13 protein-coding genes are annotated in these 16,351 nt (G+C 60.4%); 12 read left to right on the top strand and 1 reads right to left on the bottom strand.

Annotated features, from left to right (window positions below; genetic code table 11):
* Positions 1 to 236 precede the first annotated feature (236 nt).
* The 12 genes from BLU48_RS13745 (at position 237) to BLU48_RS13690 (ending at position 15,137) form a co-directional block, all read left to right on the top strand.
* On the top strand, positions 237 to 1,541 hold the full coding sequence (locus BLU48_RS13745) for an MFS transporter (protein ID WP_043051184.1): 1,305 nt from the start codon (positions 237 to 239) through the stop codon (positions 1,539 to 1,541).
* On the top strand, positions 1,519 to 2,916 hold the full coding sequence (locus tag BLU48_RS13740; RefSeq protein WP_057025436.1) for a NarK family nitrate/nitrite MFS transporter: 1,398 nt from the start codon (positions 1,519 to 1,521) through the stop codon (positions 2,914 to 2,916). Before BLU48_RS13745 ends, BLU48_RS13740 begins: the two co-directional genes overlap by 23 nt.
* Positions 2,917 to 2,986: 70 nt before the next feature.
* On the top strand, positions 2,987 to 6,760 hold the full coding sequence (locus tag BLU48_RS13735; RefSeq protein WP_046072717.1) for a nitrate reductase subunit alpha: 3,774 nt from the start codon (positions 2,987 to 2,989) through the stop codon (positions 6,758 to 6,760).
* Position 6,761: 1 nt separating this feature from the next.
* On the top strand, positions 6,762 to 8,300 hold the full coding sequence (narH, locus tag BLU48_RS13730; RefSeq protein ID WP_043051186.1) for a nitrate reductase subunit beta: 1,539 nt from the start codon (positions 6,762 to 6,764) through the stop codon (positions 8,298 to 8,300).
* A 2-nt stretch (positions 8,301 to 8,302) separates the two neighbouring features.
* A complete protein-coding gene (gene narJ, locus BLU48_RS13725) occupies positions 8,303 to 9,058 on the top strand; it encodes a nitrate reductase molybdenum cofactor assembly chaperone (protein WP_057025443.1) in 756 nt (251 codons plus the stop codon).
* Positions 9,051 to 9,731 carry a respiratory nitrate reductase subunit gamma gene (gene narI / locus BLU48_RS13720; protein ID WP_057025435.1) on the top strand — a complete coding sequence of 227 codons (681 nt, stop codon included), beginning with the start codon at positions 9,051 to 9,053 and terminating at the stop codon, positions 9,729 to 9,731. The genes narJ and narI overlap by 8 nt, the downstream gene beginning before the upstream one ends.
* A 10-nt stretch (positions 9,732 to 9,741) precedes the next feature.
* On the top strand, positions 9,742 to 10,701 hold the full coding sequence (locus tag BLU48_RS13715; RefSeq protein WP_057025434.1) for a peptidylprolyl isomerase: 960 nt from the start codon (positions 9,742 to 9,744) through the stop codon (positions 10,699 to 10,701).
* Between the two features lie 24 nt (positions 10,702 to 10,725).
* Positions 10,726 to 11,718, top strand: coding sequence for a GTP 3',8-cyclase MoaA (moaA, locus tag BLU48_RS13710; RefSeq protein ID WP_057025433.1), 993 nt, complete (start codon positions 10,726 to 10,728; stop codon positions 11,716 to 11,718).
* 182 nt (positions 11,719 to 11,900) lie between these two features.
* Positions 11,901 to 13,916: a ribonucleoside triphosphate reductase gene (locus BLU48_RS13705; protein ID WP_057025432.1), complete on the top strand. Its 2,016-nt coding sequence runs from the start codon at positions 11,901 to 11,903 to the stop codon at positions 13,914 to 13,916.
* A 32-nt stretch (positions 13,917 to 13,948) separates the two neighbouring features.
* Entirely contained in the window at positions 13,949 to 14,116 is a 168-nt protein-coding gene (gene nrdD / locus BLU48_RS32510) for an anaerobic ribonucleoside-triphosphate reductase (RefSeq protein ID WP_043051191.1), read from the top strand.
* Entirely contained in the window at positions 14,113 to 14,808 is a 696-nt protein-coding gene (locus BLU48_RS13695; RefSeq protein WP_057025431.1) for an anaerobic ribonucleoside-triphosphate reductase activating protein, read from the top strand. Before nrdD ends, BLU48_RS13695 begins: the two co-directional genes overlap by 4 nt.
* 113 nt (positions 14,809 to 14,921) lie before the next feature.
* The gene (locus tag BLU48_RS13690) at positions 14,922 to 15,137 is read left to right on the top strand and encodes a DUF3079 domain-containing protein (protein ID WP_056846061.1); all 216 of its coding nucleotides are present in this window, start codon (positions 14,922 to 14,924) and stop codon (positions 15,135 to 15,137) included.
* Between the two features lie 37 nt (positions 15,138 to 15,174).
* Here BLU48_RS13690 and BLU48_RS13685 read toward each other — a convergent pair whose 3' ends face one another.
* Entirely contained in the window at positions 15,175 to 16,344 is a 1,170-nt protein-coding gene (locus BLU48_RS13685; protein WP_057025430.1) for an MFS transporter, read from the bottom strand.
* Between the last annotated feature and the right edge of the window lie 7 nt (positions 16,345 to 16,351).

Here is a 16,351-nt window from a genome sequence, read left to right as displayed (position 1 = left end):
GTCCCGGGTGCGCTACCTCTAAAGAGTTGCCGACCGCTCCCTGTCAGTAAAGGTGGGGCTGTAAAACCTTAAGAAGCTGATAAATAAAGGCTTTCCAGGTGTCCATGCACTACCTCCTTAGAGGTAGACAGGCTAAGCATAGGCCTATGCCCCCTTGGGCTTCGTTGACATGGGTCAAGTTTTTGCAGGGTTGGCGTCTCTAGTCTGCCGGCATGGCTAGCTGACTGGAGAACATTGTGACCCAACCCCGTGTACGACAAGGCTTGGTGCTTGGCATGAGCACACTGGCCTTCACCGTGTGTTTTATGGTCTGGATGATGTTCGCCGTGCTCGGCGTGCCGATCAAGGAACTGCTCCAGCTCAACGAAACGCAATTTGGCCTGCTGGCCGCCACCCCGGTGCTGACCGGCTCACTGGCGCGTCTGCCCCTGGGCCTGCTCACCGACCGCTTTGGCGGGCGCAGCGTGTTCCTGGTGCTGATGCTGACCTGCGTCGCACCGTTGTACCTGATCAGCCACGCCACTGCTTACTGGCAGTTCCTGGTGCTGGGCCTGTTCGTCGGCCTGGCCGGCGGCTCGTTTTCGGTGGGGATTGCCTACGTCGCCAAATGGTTCGACAAAGAGAACCAGGGCTTCGCGATGGGCATCTTTGGCGCCGGCAACGCGGGGGCTGCGGTGACCAAGTTTCTCGCGCCGGCCCTGATCGCCGCGGGTAGCTGGCAACTGGTACCGAAAGTCTTTAGCGCCATCCTCTTTGTCACGGCATTGCTGTTCTGGTTTCTCAGTGCAGAAAACAAGGACCACCGCAGTGCGACCGGCGCCAGTTTGCGCGAGCAATTGAGCGCCCTGAAAGACCCTGCGGTGTGGCGCTACTGCCAGTACTACTCGATCGTCTTCGGCGGCTATGTGGCCCTCGCATTATGGATGACCCAATACTACGTGCGCGAATACGGTTTCAGCCTGCAAAGCGCCGCGTTGCTGGCCGCCTGTTTCTCCCTGCCCGGCGGTGTATTGCGTGCCGTCGGCGGCTGGATGTCGGATCGCTGGGGCGCGCAAAGCGTGACCTGGTGGGTGTTGTGGGTCAGTTGGATCTGCCTGTTCCTGCTTTCGTACCCACAGACCCAGCTGCAAGTGCAGTCGATCAACGGCCCGGTCAGTTTCCACATCGGCCTCACTCCCACGCTGTTCACCGTGCTGCTGTTTGTCATGGGCATCGCCTTCGCATTCGGCAAGGCCTCGGTCTTCAAATACATCGCCAATGACTACCCGCAAAACATGGGCGCGGTGTCGGGCATTGTCGGCCTCGCGGGCGGCCTCGGCGGCTTCGTGCTGCCGATCCTGTTCGGCGCCCTGGTGGACCTCACCGGAGTGCGCTCTTCCTGCTTCATGTTGATGTACGGCGTGGTCTGGGTCTCCCTCACCTGGATGTACTTCAGCGAAATACGCAAGCGCCCGCTGCTGGGCAAACAGCCGCCAGCGACGTCGTCCCCGTTTTCCAGCATTGCCCAAGGAGAAGAACATGTCCGTTCTGCAAAAGCCTGATAAAGGCCCGGTCATCCATGACTGGCGCCCCGAAGACCCTGCGTTCTGGGGAAGCAGCGGCAAACAGACCGCCACCCGCAACCTGTGGATCTCCATTCCTGCACTGCTGCTGGCCTTTGCGGTGTGGATGGTCTGGAGCACGGTGATCGTGCGGTTGAACGCCATCGGCTTCAGCTTCACCACCGACCAGTTGTTCTGGCTGGCGGCATTGCCGGGGTTGTCCGGGGCGACCCTGCGCGTCTTCTATTCGTTCATGGTGCCGATCTTCGGGGGCCGGCGCTGGACCGCCGTGAGCACCGCGTCACTGCTGTTGCCGTCGATCTGGATGGGGCTGGCGGTGCAAGACCCGAGCACCTCGTACAGCGTATTCGTGTTGATCGCCTTGCTCTGCGGCTTTGGTGGCGGCAACTTTGCCTCGAGCATGTCCAACATCAGCTTCTTCTATCCCAAGTCTCAGCAGGGCACAGCCCTTGGTCTCAACGCAGGGCTCGGCAACCTGGGCGTTTCGGTGATGCAGTTCTGCGTGCCGCTGGTGATTACTTTTGGCGTGTTCGGTTTCCTGGGCGGCCAGCCGCAAGTGCTGCAGGACGGCGCTCAGTTGTGGTTGCAGAACGCCGGGTTCATTTGGGTGCCATTCATTGTGTTGGTGACAGTGTTGGCCTGGTTTGGCATGAATGACCTGTCCAGTGCCCGCGCCTCGTTCAGCGAGCAGGCGGTGATCTTCAAGCGCAAGCACAACTGGTTGATGTGCTGGTTGTACCTGGCGACCTTCGGTTCGTTCATCGGCTTCTCCGCGGCGTTTCCGCTGCTGATCAAGACCTCCTTTCCGGACGTCATCGCCTTGAAATTCGCGTTCCTCGGCCCGCTGGTCGGCGCATTGGTTCGTCCGTTGGGCGGCTGGCTGGCGGACAAGCTCGGCGGCGCGAAAGTGACCCTGTGGAACTTCGTGCTGATGATCGTGATGGTCTTCGGTGTGCTGCACTTTTTGCCCCAGGACGGATCGGGCGGCAACTTCTACGGTTTCCTCGGCATGTTCATGCTGCTGTTCATCACCACCGGCGTGGGCAACGGCTCCACCTTCCGGATGATCCCGGTGATCTTCCGGACCCTGCATGAAAGATCCGCTGCTGGAAAACCCGCCGCCGTGCGCGAACAAGCGCTCAAGGATGCCGGCAAGGAATCGGCGGCCGTCCTGGGTTTCAGTTCGGCCATGGGCGCCTTCGGTGCGTTCTTCATTCCCAAATCCTTCGGCACTTCGATGGCCCAGACCGGCGGCCCGGAGATGGCCTTCTACATGTTCGTCGGCTTTTACCTGAGCTGCATCGTGGTGACCTGGTGGTGGTACGCGCGCAAAGGCGCCGCGACACCCTGCTGAGTCGAGCCCGAATCCAACCATTGCGTGGGCGGGGCACAGAACCCCGCAGCAAGCCTGAGAGGTGTACACCGTGAGTCATTTACTGGACCAATTGCGGTTTTTCAATCGCAAGCAAAACGAGTTTTCCGACGGTCATGGAGAGACCCGCAAAGAGTCTCGCGACTGGGAAAACGTCTACCGTTCCCGCTGGCAGTACGACAAGATCGTGCGCTCCACCCACGGGGTGAACTGCACCGGGTCCTGCTCGTGGAAAATCTACGTCAAGAACGGCTTGATCACCTGGGAAACCCAGCAGACCGACTACCCGCGCACCCGCAACGATCTGCCTAACCATGAACCCCGTGGTTGCCCGCGTGGCGCCAGTTATAGCTGGTATATCTACAGCGCGAACCGGCTCAAGTACCCGAAAATCCGCAAACCGTTGCTGAAGCTGTGGCGCGATGCGCGCCAGACCCTGGCGCCGGTCGAAGCCTGGGCGAGCATCGTCGAGGACAAGGCCAAGGCCGAGTCCTATAAAAGCAAGCGCGGCATGGGTGGCTTCATTCGTTCCAACTGGGAAGAAGTCAACGAGATCATCGCGGCGGCCAACGTCTACACCATCAAGCAATATGGGCCCGACCGCATTGTCGGCTTCTCGCCGATCCCGGCCATGTCGATGGTCAGCTACGCCGCCGGCTCGCGTTACCTGTCGCTGATCGGCGGCGCATGCCTGAGCTTCTATGACTGGTACTGCGACTTGCCGCCGGCCTCGCCGATGGTCTGGGGCGAGCAGACCGACGTGCCGGAATCGGCCGACTGGTACAACTCCAACTACATCATTGCCTGGGGCTCCAACGTCCCTCAGACCCGGACCCCGGACGCGCACTTCTTTACCGAAGTGCGTTACAAGGGCACCAAGACGGTCGCCATTACCCCCGACTATTCGGAAGTCGCCAAGCTCACCGACCTGTGGCTGAACCCCAAACAAGGCACCGATGCGGCACTGGCGCAGGCGTTCAACCATGTCATCTTCAAAGAATTCCACCTCGACAAACCGAGCGCCTATTTCACCGAATACGCCAAGCGCTTCACCGATTTGCCGGTACTGGTGCTGCTCAAGCAAATGGTCGACAAGGCACCGGGTGCCGGCTATCAGCCGGACCGTTTCCTGCGCGCCAGTGACCTGACCGACAACCTCGGCCAGGAAAACAACCCGGAATGGAAAACCATCGCCCTCGACGTCGACGGTGAACTGGTGTCCCCTCAGGGGTCCATCGGTTATCGCTGGGGAGAGAAGGGCAAGTGGAACATTCTTGCCCGTGAAGGTGGCGAAGGTCGCGAGATCGATCTGAAACTGAGCCTGATGGGCGATGACGTCGCCGAAGTGGCGTTCCCGTATTTTGCCGGTGAGTCCCACGAACACTTCCAGCACGTCGCCGGCGATGCCGTGCAATACCGCCGGGTGCCGGTGCATAACGTGGTGCTGGCCGATGGTAGCGTCGCTAAAGTGGCCACCGTGTTCGACCTGTCGGCGGCCAACCTGGCGATTGATCGTGGCCTGGGCGGCGAAAACGTCGCCAAGGATTATGACGACGCCTCGGTGCCCGGCACCCCGGCCTGGCAGGAGAAAATCACCGGCGTGAGCCGCGAAAAAGCCATCCAGATCGCCCGTGAGTTTGCCGATAACGCCGACAAGACCAAGGGCCGCTCGATGATTATCGTCGGCGCGGCGATGAATCACTGGTACCACATGGACATGAACTACCGCGGGCTGATCAACATGCTCATGCTCTGCGGGTGTGTCGGCCAGACCGGCGGTGGTTGGGCGCACTACGTCGGCCAGGAAAAATTGCGCCCACAATGCGGTTGGCTGCCCCTGGCGTTCGGCCTGGACTGGAACCGTCCACCGCGACAAATGAACGGCACCAGCTTTTTCTACGCCCACAGTTCGCAATGGCGCCACGAGAAAATGAGCATGCACGACGTGCTATCGCCGTTGGCCGATAAATCCCAATTTCCCGAACACGCGCTGGACTACAACATCCGCGCCGAACGGGCCGGCTGGCTGCCCAGCGCGCCGCAACTCAATACCAACCCGCTGCACATCTGCCGCGATGCGGCCGCCGCCGGCATGGACCCGAAAGACTATGTGGTCAAGTCGCTGCAGGACGGTTCGCTGCGCTTTTCCTGCGAGCAGCCGGACAGCCCGGTGAACTTCCCGCGCAACATGTTTATCTGGCGTTCCAACCTGCTGGGCTCCTCGGGCAAGGGCCACGAGTACATGCTCAAGTACCTGCTCGGCACCAAGAACGGCGTGATGAACGAAGACATCGGCCAGGTCGGCGACTGCAAACCCGAAGAAGCCGAATGGGTTGACGAGGGCGCCATCGGCAAGCTCGACCTGGTGACCACACTGGACTTTCGCATGTCCTCGACCTGCGTGTATTCCGACATCGTCTTGCCGACCGCGACCTGGTACGAAAAAGACGACATGAACACCTCGGACATGCACCCGTTCATTCACCCCTTGTCGGCCGCCATCGACCCCGCGTGGGAGTCGCGTTCCGACTGGGAAATCTACAAGGGCATTGCCAAGGCGTTTTCCAGCATGTCCGAAGGGCACCTGGGCGTCGAACAGGACCTGGTGACCCTGCCACTGATGCACGACAGTGTTGGCGAACTGGCTCAGCCGTTTGGCGGCACCGACTGGAAAAGTGACGGAGTGGCGCCAGTGCCGGGGAAAAACGCACCGAACCTGCATGTGGTCGAGCGTGATTATCCGAACATCTACAAGCAGTTCTCGTCCCTGGGGCCATTGCTGGAAAAACACGGCAACGGCGGCAAGGGCATCAACTGGAACACCGAAGACGAAGTGAAATTCCTCGGTGAGCTGAACCACCACGAAGGCGATGCCGGCATCAGCCACGGTCGGCCGAAAATCGACACGGCCATCGACGCCGCTGAGGTGATCCTGTCCCTGGCGCCGGAAACCAACGGCCAGGTTGCCGTGAAAGCCTGGGCCGCGCTGTCGGAATTCACCGGCATCGACCACAGCCACCTGGCGCTGTCCAAGGCCCACGAGGCGATTCGTTTCCGCGACATCCAGGCCCAGCCGCGCAAGATCATTTCCAGCCCGACCTGGTCGGGTCTCGAAGACGATCACGTCAGCTACAACGCCGGCTACACCAACGTGCACGAGGCGATCCCATGGCGCACCATCACCGGCCGCCAGCAGTTCTACCAGGATCACCCGTGGATGCAGGCGTTCGGCGAACAGCTGATGAGTTATCGCCCACCGGTCAATACCCGCACCATCGAAGGGGTGAAGGGCAAGCGCAGCAATGGCGAGATCGAGATCGTCCTGAACTGGATCACCCCGCATCAGAAATGGGGTATCCACAGTACCTACAGCGACAACCTGCTGATGCTGACCCTCAGCCGTGGCGGGCCGATTGTCTGGCTCTCGGAGAATGATGCGAAAAGCGCCGGTATTGAAGACAACGACTGGATCGAATGTTTCAACGTCAACGGTGCGCTGACTGCCCGTGCGGTGGTCAGCCAGCGGGTCAAGGACGGCATGGTGATGATGTACCACGCCCAGGAACGAATCGTGAACGTACCCGGTTCCGAAACCACCAAGACCCGTGGCGGCCACCACAACTCGGTGACCCGCGTCGTGCTCAAGCCGACCCACATGATCGGTGGCTACGCCCAGCAAGCCTACGGTTTCAACTATTACGGCACCGTCGGCTGCAACCGCGATGAGTTTGTCGTGGTGCGCAAAATGTCCAAAGTCGACTGGCTCGATGGTTCGTCCGGTGATGACCTGCCGCGTCCGCTGCCGACCGATATCGAGGAGAACTGAGATGAAGATTCGCTCACAAATCGGCATGGTTCTGAACCTGGACAAATGCATCGGTTGCCACACGTGTTCGATCACCTGCAAAAACGTCTGGACCAGCCGCGAAGGCATGGAATACGCCTGGTTCAACAACGTTGAATCGAAACCGGGCATCGGCTATCCGAAGGAATGGGAAAACCAGGACAAGTGGAAGGGCGGCTGGATTCGCAACGCCAACGGCACGATCAACCCACGCATCGGCGGTAAATTTCGCGTATTGGCGAACATTTTCGCCAACCCGGACCTGCCGAGCCTCGACGACTACTACGAGCCGTTCGACTTCGACTACCAGCACCTGCACACCGCTCCGCTGGGCGAGCACCAGCCCACCGCGCGCCCGCGTTCGCTGATCTCCGGCAAACGCATGGAAAAAATCGAATGGGGCCCGAACTGGGAAGAAATCCTCGGTACCGAATTCGCCAAGCGTCGCAAGGACAAGAACTTTGACAAGATCCAGGCGGACATCTACGGCGAGTACGAAAACACCTTCATGATGTATCTGCCGCGCCTGTGCGAGCACTGCCTCAACCCGACCTGCGCGGCGTCGTGCCCCAGCGGGGCGATCTACAAGCGCGAAGAGGACGGCATCGTCCTGATCGACCAGGAAAAATGCCGTGGCTGGCGGATGTGCATCAGTGGCTGCCCGTACAAGAAGATCTACTTCAACTGGAAAAGCGGCAAATCCGAGAAGTGCATCTTCTGCTACCCGCGTATCGAAGCCGGGATGCCGACGGTTTGCGCCGAAACCTGTGTCGGTCGTATCCGCTACCTCGGGGTGCTGCTGTATGACGCCGACCGCATCAGCGAAGTCGCCAGCACCGCCAACGAGCAGGACCTGTACGAAAAACAACTGGAGATCTTCCTCGACCCGAACGATCCGGCGGTGATCCGCCAGGCCTTGGCCGATGGTGTGCCGCAGTCGGTGATCGACTCGGCGCAACGCTCGCCGGTCTACAAGATGGCGGTGGACTGGAAGCTTGCGCTGCCGCTGCACCCGGAATACCGCACCTTGCCGATGGTTTGGTATGTGCCGCCGCTCTCGCCGATCCAGAACGCCGCGACCGCCGGCACCGTGGGCATGAACGGGGTGATCCCGGATGTGGACAGCCTGCGCATTCCACTCAAGTACCTGGCCAACCTGCTGACGGCGGGCGATGAAAAACCGGTCAAGCGTGCGCTCAAACGCTTGCTGGCGATGCGCGCCTACAAGCGTTCCGAGCAAGTCGATGGCGTGCAGGACTTGCAAGTGCTGGCGGATGTCGGCTTGAGCGTGGCCCAGGTCGAAGAGATGTATCGCTACCTGGCGATTGCCAACTATGAAGACCGCTTCGTGGTACCGAGTGCGCACCGCGAAGACGCCATGAGCGACGCCTTCGCCGAACGCTCCGGTTGCGGCTTCAGTTTCGGCAGCGGTTGCAGCGGCAGTTCCGACACCAACCTGTTTGGGGCGAAGAAAGCCAACCGCCGCGACATCCTCAAAACCGTGCAGGTGTGGGAGCAATGAGCATGCAAATTCTCAAAGTGATGTCGCTGCTGCTCGACTACCCGACCGAGGCACTGACGGGCGGTCGCGACGAACTGGAACAAGCGATTGCCCAGTCCCGGGAAATCAGCCCGACGCAACGCGGCGCATTGTTCGAGTTGCTGGAACTGATCTGCGCCAATGACCTGATGGACGGGCAGGAGCACTACGGTGCGCTGTTCGGCCGCGGGCGCTCGCTGTCGCTGCTGTTGTTTGAGCACGTGCACGGTGAGTCCCGTGACCGTGGCCAGGCGATGGTCGACATGATGGCCCAGTACGAAGCCGCCGGTTTTGCCATTGGCGTCAAGGAGCTGCCGGACTTTATCCCGCTGTACCTGGAGTTCCTTTCGACCCGCGAAGACATTGAGGCCCGCGAAGGCCTGGCGGATGTGGCGCATCTGCTGGCCTTGCTGGCGGCGCGCCTGGAGGAGCGTGAAAGCGCTTACGCCAGTTGCTTCCGGGCGTTGCTGCAGATCGCCGGTGCCGAGCCCCATCAAGCGGTGGCTGACCTGCGCGAACAGGTCGCCGCAGAACCGCGCGATGACTCCCTCGAAGCCCTCGACAAGATCTGGGAAGAAGAGGCCGTGGACTTTCTGCAGGCCGAACAGCAGGACCGTTGCAGTTCGCTGCCAAGCGCGCCGGGCAAGGCCCGGGAAGAAAGCGCGGTGCCGCTGCACTGGGTCGATTTTCAGCATGAAGGGCTGGCCGCTGTGCCAGCCAAGGAGGTGGGTAATGTCTAAATGGAATCTTTTGCTGTTCGGGGTTTACCCTTATGTGGCCCTGGCGATTTGCCTGCTTGGCAGTTGGGCTCGCTTCGATCTGTCGCAGTACACGTGGAAGGCCGGCTCCAGCCAGATGCTCAACCAGCGTGGCATGCGCGTGGCGAGTAACTTTTTCCATATCGGCGTGTTGTTCGTGCTGGCCGGGCACTTCGTCGGCCTGCTGACGCCGGCATCGGTCTACCACCATGTGATCAGCACGCAGAACAAGCAGTTACTGGCGATGGTTTCCGGTGGGGTCTTCGGCCTGTTATGCCTGGTGGGGTTGCTGATGCTGATTAAGCGGCGGCTGACCGACCCACGGGTTCGCGCCACTTCCAGCCCGTCGGACATCTTGGTCCTGCTGGTGCTGCTCGCGCAATTGCTGCTCGGCCTGCTGACGATTGTCGCGTCCACCGAGCATATGGACGGCTCGGTGATGGTGATGCTCGCCGATTGGGCGCAGAACACTGTGCTGCTGCGGCCAATGGAAGCGGCGGCGTCTATCGCGCCCGTCGGGCTGACCTACAAGCTGCATGTGTTTCTCGGCTTGACCTTGTTCGTGCTGTTTCCCTTCACCCGTCTCGTACACATGATCAGCGCACCGGTCTGGTACTTGGGGCGTCGTTATCAAATCGTTCGGCAGAAATTCTGAGGAGACAATCATGTCAGGTGGATGTGGATGTGGCGGCGGTAACGGGGGCAGCGGTGGCTGCGGTTCTTCAAAAAAACTCGAGGCCGATGTAGTGGATATCGCGCCGACCGGTGTGGTGCAGTTTGACGAGCTGCCGGTTGCGCCAGCAGCCGATGACGCCCCGGCGCAGTTGATCGCCAGCAGCGAGCAGGAGTGGCCGATCATCAGCGTCAATGAGGTGTCGATCACCCCACAGGCGCTGGCCCAGGAGTTGCAATATCACCCGGCGCCAACCCGCGAGGAGGCGGTCTATCAGGCCGCTCGAGCGCTGGTGATCCGCGAGTTGTTGCAGCAACGCATTGCCGAACTCGGTGTGTCGCTGCAGATCGGCGCCGGTGAGAACGAAGAAGAAGCAGCCACGCGCTTGTTGCTTGAGCGTGAGGTGCAGGTGCCGCAGTGCGACGAAGAGACCAGCCTGCGTTATTACGAAAATAACCGCGGGCGCTTTCACAGCGCGCCGTTGCTGGCCGTGCGGCACATCCTGCTTGAATGTGCGCCGGACGATGCCGAGGCCCGTGCACTTGCGCATGCCCAGGCTGAAATCCTGCTGCAACGGCTGGCGGACCTCCCCGGCAGTTTTGCCGAGCTGGCGGTGAAGTATTCGGCCTGCCCGTCGAAGGCTCAGGGCGGCTCCTTAGGGCAGATCAGCAAGGGCCAGACCGTGCCCGAACTGGAACGCCAGCTGTTCACCCTGGCACCGGGGCTGGCCAGTAAACCTTTGGAAAGCCGTTACGGCTGGCACGTGGTCAGTGTCGATCAGCGGATCGAAGGCATGCCGTTGCCCTACGAAGTGGTGTCGACGGCGATCCGCACGCAGTTGCAGCAAGGCGTCTGGCAAAAAGCCCTGGTGCAATACCTGCAAACCCTGATCGGCGCGGCGGATATTCGCGGCATCCATTTGCAGGGTGCCGACTCGCCGCTGGTGCAGTGAGCCTTGGGGGCAACGGGAGAAGTGATGAACGCGGTCATGCAGGATGGTTTTGGACGGCAGATTGACTATCTGCGAATGTCGGTGACGGACCGTTGTGATTTTCGCTGTGTGTATTGCATGGCGAAAAACATGACGTTCCTGCCGCGTCAGCAGGTCCTGACGCTGGAGGAGTTGCAGCGCCTGGCGACGCTGTTCGTCGGCCTCGGTGTACGCAAGATTCGCCTGACCGGCGGTGAGCCGCTGATCCGTCCCGGCATTGTCGATTTATGCCGCAATATCGCCGCGTTGCCGGGTTTGCGGGAACTGGTGATGACCAGCAACGGCTCGCAACTGGGCCGGTTGGCCCGGCCGTTGGCGGAGGCGGGCGTCAAGCGCATGAACATCAGCCTCGATAGCCTGGACGCGCAGAAATTCCGCGCGATCACCCGCAACGGCGATCTCGACCAAGTGCTGGGCGGCATTGAAGCGGCGCGCGGCGCGGGGTTTGAGCGGGTCAAGCTCAACTGCGTGGTGATGAAGGGGCGCAACTTCGATGAAGTGCTGGGGCTGGTGCAGTACGCCATCCGGCAACGCATCGACATCAGTTTCATCGAAGAAATGCCCCTGGGTGACGTAGGGCGCTCACGGGGCGAAGCGTTTTGCTCCAGCGATGAGGTGCGAACGCTGATCGCCAGCCGGCACCGGTTGCTCGACAGCGCCGAAAACAGTGGGGGGCCGGCGCGTTACGTGCGCCTGGAACGCCATCCCGATACCCGCATCGGCTTCATCTCACCCAACAGTCACAACTTTTGTGGCAGTTGCAACCGGGTACGGATGACCGTTGAGGGGAAGCTGTTGCTGTGCCTGGGGCAGGACGACGCGCTGGATTTGCGTGGCTTGCTGCGCCGCTATCCGCTGGACGATCAACCGCTGATCGACGCCGTGCACAAAGCCCTGCACGGCAAGCCATTGCGCCACGACTTCAACCCTGGCGGCGAGGTGCAGGTAGTGCGCTTCATGAACATGAGTGGCGGCTGAACGGGATACGCCGAGCCACAGTAAACCCTCGTTGGCCATGTATTCGTCACCGGTCCTGGGGGCGGTTTTTTGCCTCACAATCTTGATATTGATCAATTGCAAAACCGCCTATTGCCCGTAGTCTTCACTGCATATTGTGTTTTTTGTTTATTAAATACCTATATGTAGTGTTTGGAGGCTTAATGCAGAGCACGCTGGTTTCAGTGGGATGTACCCGTTTGCACAAGCGCGACGGCACCCTGGTCGCTTTCGATGCGGACAAAATCCGTCAGGCATTGATCGCGGCGGGCAAGGCCACGGGGGAATATACCGAGGTAGAAGCCGAAGGATTGCTGCAGGCGGTACTGGCCCGGCTGGAAGGCTTGTCCAGGCTGCATGTCGAGCAAATCCAGGACCGCGTTGAAAGGGTGCTGATGGACGCCGGTTATTTCCTTTCCATGCGGGCCTACATCGTCTATCGCGAACAACACGGGCGTTTGCGCCGTGACCGGCGGACCCTGGTCGAAGTGGCGGCGTCGATGAACGAATACCTGGACCGTGAAGACTGGCGGGTCCAGGCCAATGCCAATCAGGGCTACTCCCTGGGCGGGCTGGTGCTGAATGTGTCGGGCAAGGTCACTGCCAACTACTGGCTGGACGAGGTGTACAGCGAAGCCATTGGCCAGGCCCATCGCGAGGCTGATCTGCATGTGCACGACCTGGACATGCTGGCCGGATATTGCGCCGGCTGGTCGCTGCGGACCTTGTTGCACGAGGGGCTCAACGGCGTGCCAGGGCGTGTCGAAGCCGGGCCGCCAAAGCACTTGAGCAGTGCCCTGGGGCAGATGGTGAATTTTCTCGGCACGCTGCAAAACGAATGGGCCGGCGCCCAGGCTTTCAGCTCGTTCGATACCTACCTGGCGCCGTACCTGCGTAAGGATCAATTGAGCTATGCGCAGGTTCGCCAGGCGATCCAGGAATTCATCTACAACCTCAACGTACCGTCGCGCTGGGGCACCCAGACCCCGTTCACCAACCTGACCTTCGACTGGGTGTGCCCGCAGGATCTACGCGAGCAGATCCCTGTCATCGGTGGAGAGGAAATGCCGTTTGCCTACGGCGACCTGCAAGTTGAAATGGATATGCTCAACCGCGCCTACATCGAGGTGATGCAAGCCGGTGATGCAAAAGGGCGGGTGTTCACCTTCCCGATCCCGACCTACAACATTACCCATGACTTTCCGTGGGACAGCGAGAACGCTGATCGCCTGTTCGAAATGACGGCCCGTTATGGCCTGCCGTATTTCCAGAACTTCCTCAATTCCGATCTGCAACCCAATCAGGTGCGGTCCATGTGCTGCAGGTTGCAGCTGGATGTACGCGAATTGCTCAAGCGCGGCGGCGGTTTGTTTGGCTCGGCGGAACAGACCGGATCGCTGGGCGTGGTAACCATCAACTGCGCGCGCCTGGGTTATGTATTCAAGGGCGACACCAGCGGTCTGCTCAAGCGGCTGGACTCGCTGATGGAATTGGCGATGGAGAGCCTGGAAGTCAAACGCAAGGTCATCCAGCACCATATGGATGCCGGTTTGTACCCTTACACCAAGCGTTACCTGGGTACCTTGCGCAACCATTTCTCCACCATCGGCCTCAATGGCCTGCATGAAATGCTGCGCAACTTCACCGCTGACAAAGAGGGCACGCACACCGAACAGGGCCGCCAGTTCGCCCTGAAGCTGCTGGACCATGTGCGCGCCACGTTGCTGCGTTTCCAGGAAGAAACCGGGCACCTCTACAACCTGGAAGCGACCCCGGCGGAAGGCACCACCTATCGTTTCGCCAAGGAAGACCTCAAGCGTTACCCCGACATCCTCCAGGCCGGCACGCTGCAAGCGCCGTATTACACCAACTCCTCGCAACTGCCGGTGGGCTACACCGACGACCCCTTCGAAGCCCTGCAACTGCAAGACGAACTGCAATGCAAATACACCGGGGGCACGGTCTTGCATCTGTACATGGCCGAGCGGATTTCCTCGACCCAAGCCTGCAAGCAACTGGTGCGCAAAGCCCTCGGACGCTTCCGCCTGCCGTACCTGACCGTGACCCCGACGTTCTCCATCTGCCCGGTGCACGGTTACCTCGATGGCGAGCACGAGTTCTGTCCCAAATGTGACGAGGTTCTGCTGTTGAAAGAACAGCAACCCGGCACCGCTCATTGATTTCGATCCACTCAATCGCAAGGAGCTTTACCATGACTGCATCGCAAACACTGCCCCAGGCTCAACGTCAACGCTGCGAAGTCTGGACTCGGGTAATGGGTTATCACCGCCCGGTATCGGCGTTCAATCCGGGCAAACAGTCCGAGCACCGCGAGCGGGTGCACTTTACTGAAAGCGCGGCGCTGGCCGCTCGCCAATGAGTCGAACGCTGCGGGTTGGGGGCATGGTGCCCCTGACCACCATCGACTATCCGGGGCTGCTCGCCTGTGTGTTGTTTTGCCAGGGGTGCGCCTGGCGTTGTCGTTACTGCCATAACCCGCAGTTGATCCCGCCTCGCGGCACCGACGAAGTCGATTGGCGGCGGGTATTGGCGTTCCTGCAACGCCGGCAGGACCTGCTCGATGCGGTGGTGTTCAGCGGCGGTGAGCCAACCTTGCAAGAGGGTTTACTTGACGCCATGGACGAAGTGCGGGCGATGGGCTTTCGCATCGGTCTTCACAGTGCCGGCATCAAGCCAACAGCCTTTGCCAAGGCGCTGACCGGTGCCGATTGGGTCGGTTTCGATGTCAAGGCGTTGCCCGAGGATTGCCAGGCAATCACTCGGGTCGAAGGCAGTGGAGCGGCGAACTGGCGCAGCCTTGAACATCTTCTGGCCGGTGGTGTGGACTACGAATGCCGTACCACCGTGCATTGGCATCTGTTCAAGCCGGCAGGTCTGTTGACCCTGGCGCAGCGCTTGAGTGAACTGGGGGTCAAACGCTTTGCCGTGCAGCTGGTACGCACCGAGCAGATGTTTGATCCTCAGCTGCCGAGTGTGCTGGCGCCTGCCTTGCTTGCGGATCTTTGGGCGGCCATGCGCGAGTTGTTTCCAGCGTTCGTGTTGCGGGGGTAATCGAGGCGACGGATAAAACCTTTATTCGAGGTTGATAGCTTGATATCCGTCAAGGATGGCTTCGCACGGAAGCTGTAGGTTGTAAAAACGCCTCTCAATGATTGGAGATCGGCATGGCCAAGCACTTCCCCGTCAACCCCAGCCACCCCGAACGAATCTGTTGGGGGTGCGACCGCTATTGCCCGGCCAAGTCATTGGCGTGCGGCAATGGCTCCGAGCGTACGATGCACCCAGCCGAACTGTTTGGTGAAGATTGGTGCGTGCCTGGTGATTGGGGGATCGAGCGTCCTATCGTCACCGACAAGGCGGCGGATGAAAGCCAGTCGTAGGTCACCGCTCTCGGCAACCCTCGGACCGCAGGCTTTTTTACGATGGTCTCAGCGTGCTTTTCATCTGCAGGGCAAGTATGCCGATGGCCACCAACGCAGCACCTACGCCCGCAATCGGAATAAAGGCGAGCCCGAAACGGGTAATGATCCAGCCTGCGCCGATGCCACCCAATGCGGTGCCTAAGTTGAACGAAGCAATATTGAGTCCTGAAGCCACGCTACTGGATTGCGGAACATAGTGGTGTGCCAGGCGCAGCAGGCGCAGGGTCGACATGGTCACTATGGCGAAGAACACCACACCCAATAACCCCACCAGCATTAACGTGGCGATCAGCGAATCGCCCCATACGTACAAGCTCAACAGGTTAAGCATCAAAGCTGTCAACCCACCGAGCAAACATCGATCGGCGTCGAATGCATCGACGAGATAGCCGCCAAGCAAATTACCGAGAATGGAGCAGACACCGAACACCAGCATCGCCAGGCTCAGAATTTGCGGCTGCACACGGGTGATATCCAGCAGGAACGGCGACACGAAGGTAAAGAATGAAAAAGTCGCCACGCTCACCAGCATCGCGATCGTCGCCGCCCCCAACAGTTCGCGGTGCAAGAGGGCCGCGAGGCTTTGTTTCAGGTCTGTGGCTTGGTGGGTCGAGCAAAGGCGGCGCTGACGCATCAGAAGCGCCAGGCCTGCGGTGCTGATGAGGCCCAGGCCACCGATGGCCAGGAACACTATGCGCCATGACCAGTAGCTGCCGAGGAAGGTGCCGATAGGCACGCCAAAGGCGATCGAAAGGGTCAGCCCCGTCCACACCAGCGATAGCGCTCGCCCTGCGCGCATCGGATCGACCAGTTTGACCGCGGCGTTGGAGGCCACGGCCATGAATACCCCATGGGCCAGGCCGATAATGAAACGTACGCCATGCAGGGTCAGAATATCAGGTGCCAGGCTGATGACCACGCTGCCAGCGGCAAGCACGCCGAGGGTCAGCAGCAATACGGTTTTGTCGCGCCAGTTGGCCAACAAGGCCGTGATGATCGGGGCGCCAATGGCGGCGCCCAAGGCATAGGCCGCGACGGCTGAGCCGACGTGCGAGATGGACTCATGCAGATCCACCGAGATGGCCGACACCAGGCCGGCCACGACGAACTCGGATAAACCGAATGTAAAAGTGCAGAGCGAAAAAATATAAATGACGGCTGGCATTCAGCGT

The organism is Pseudomonas synxantha (assembly GCF_900105675.1).
GTDB classification, from domain to species: Bacteria; Pseudomonadota; Gammaproteobacteria; order Pseudomonadales; family Pseudomonadaceae; genus Aquipseudomonas; species Aquipseudomonas synxantha.
The sequence above is the reverse complement of the archived record's forward strand: the minus strand, read 5'-3'. Positions and strand labels throughout refer to the sequence as shown.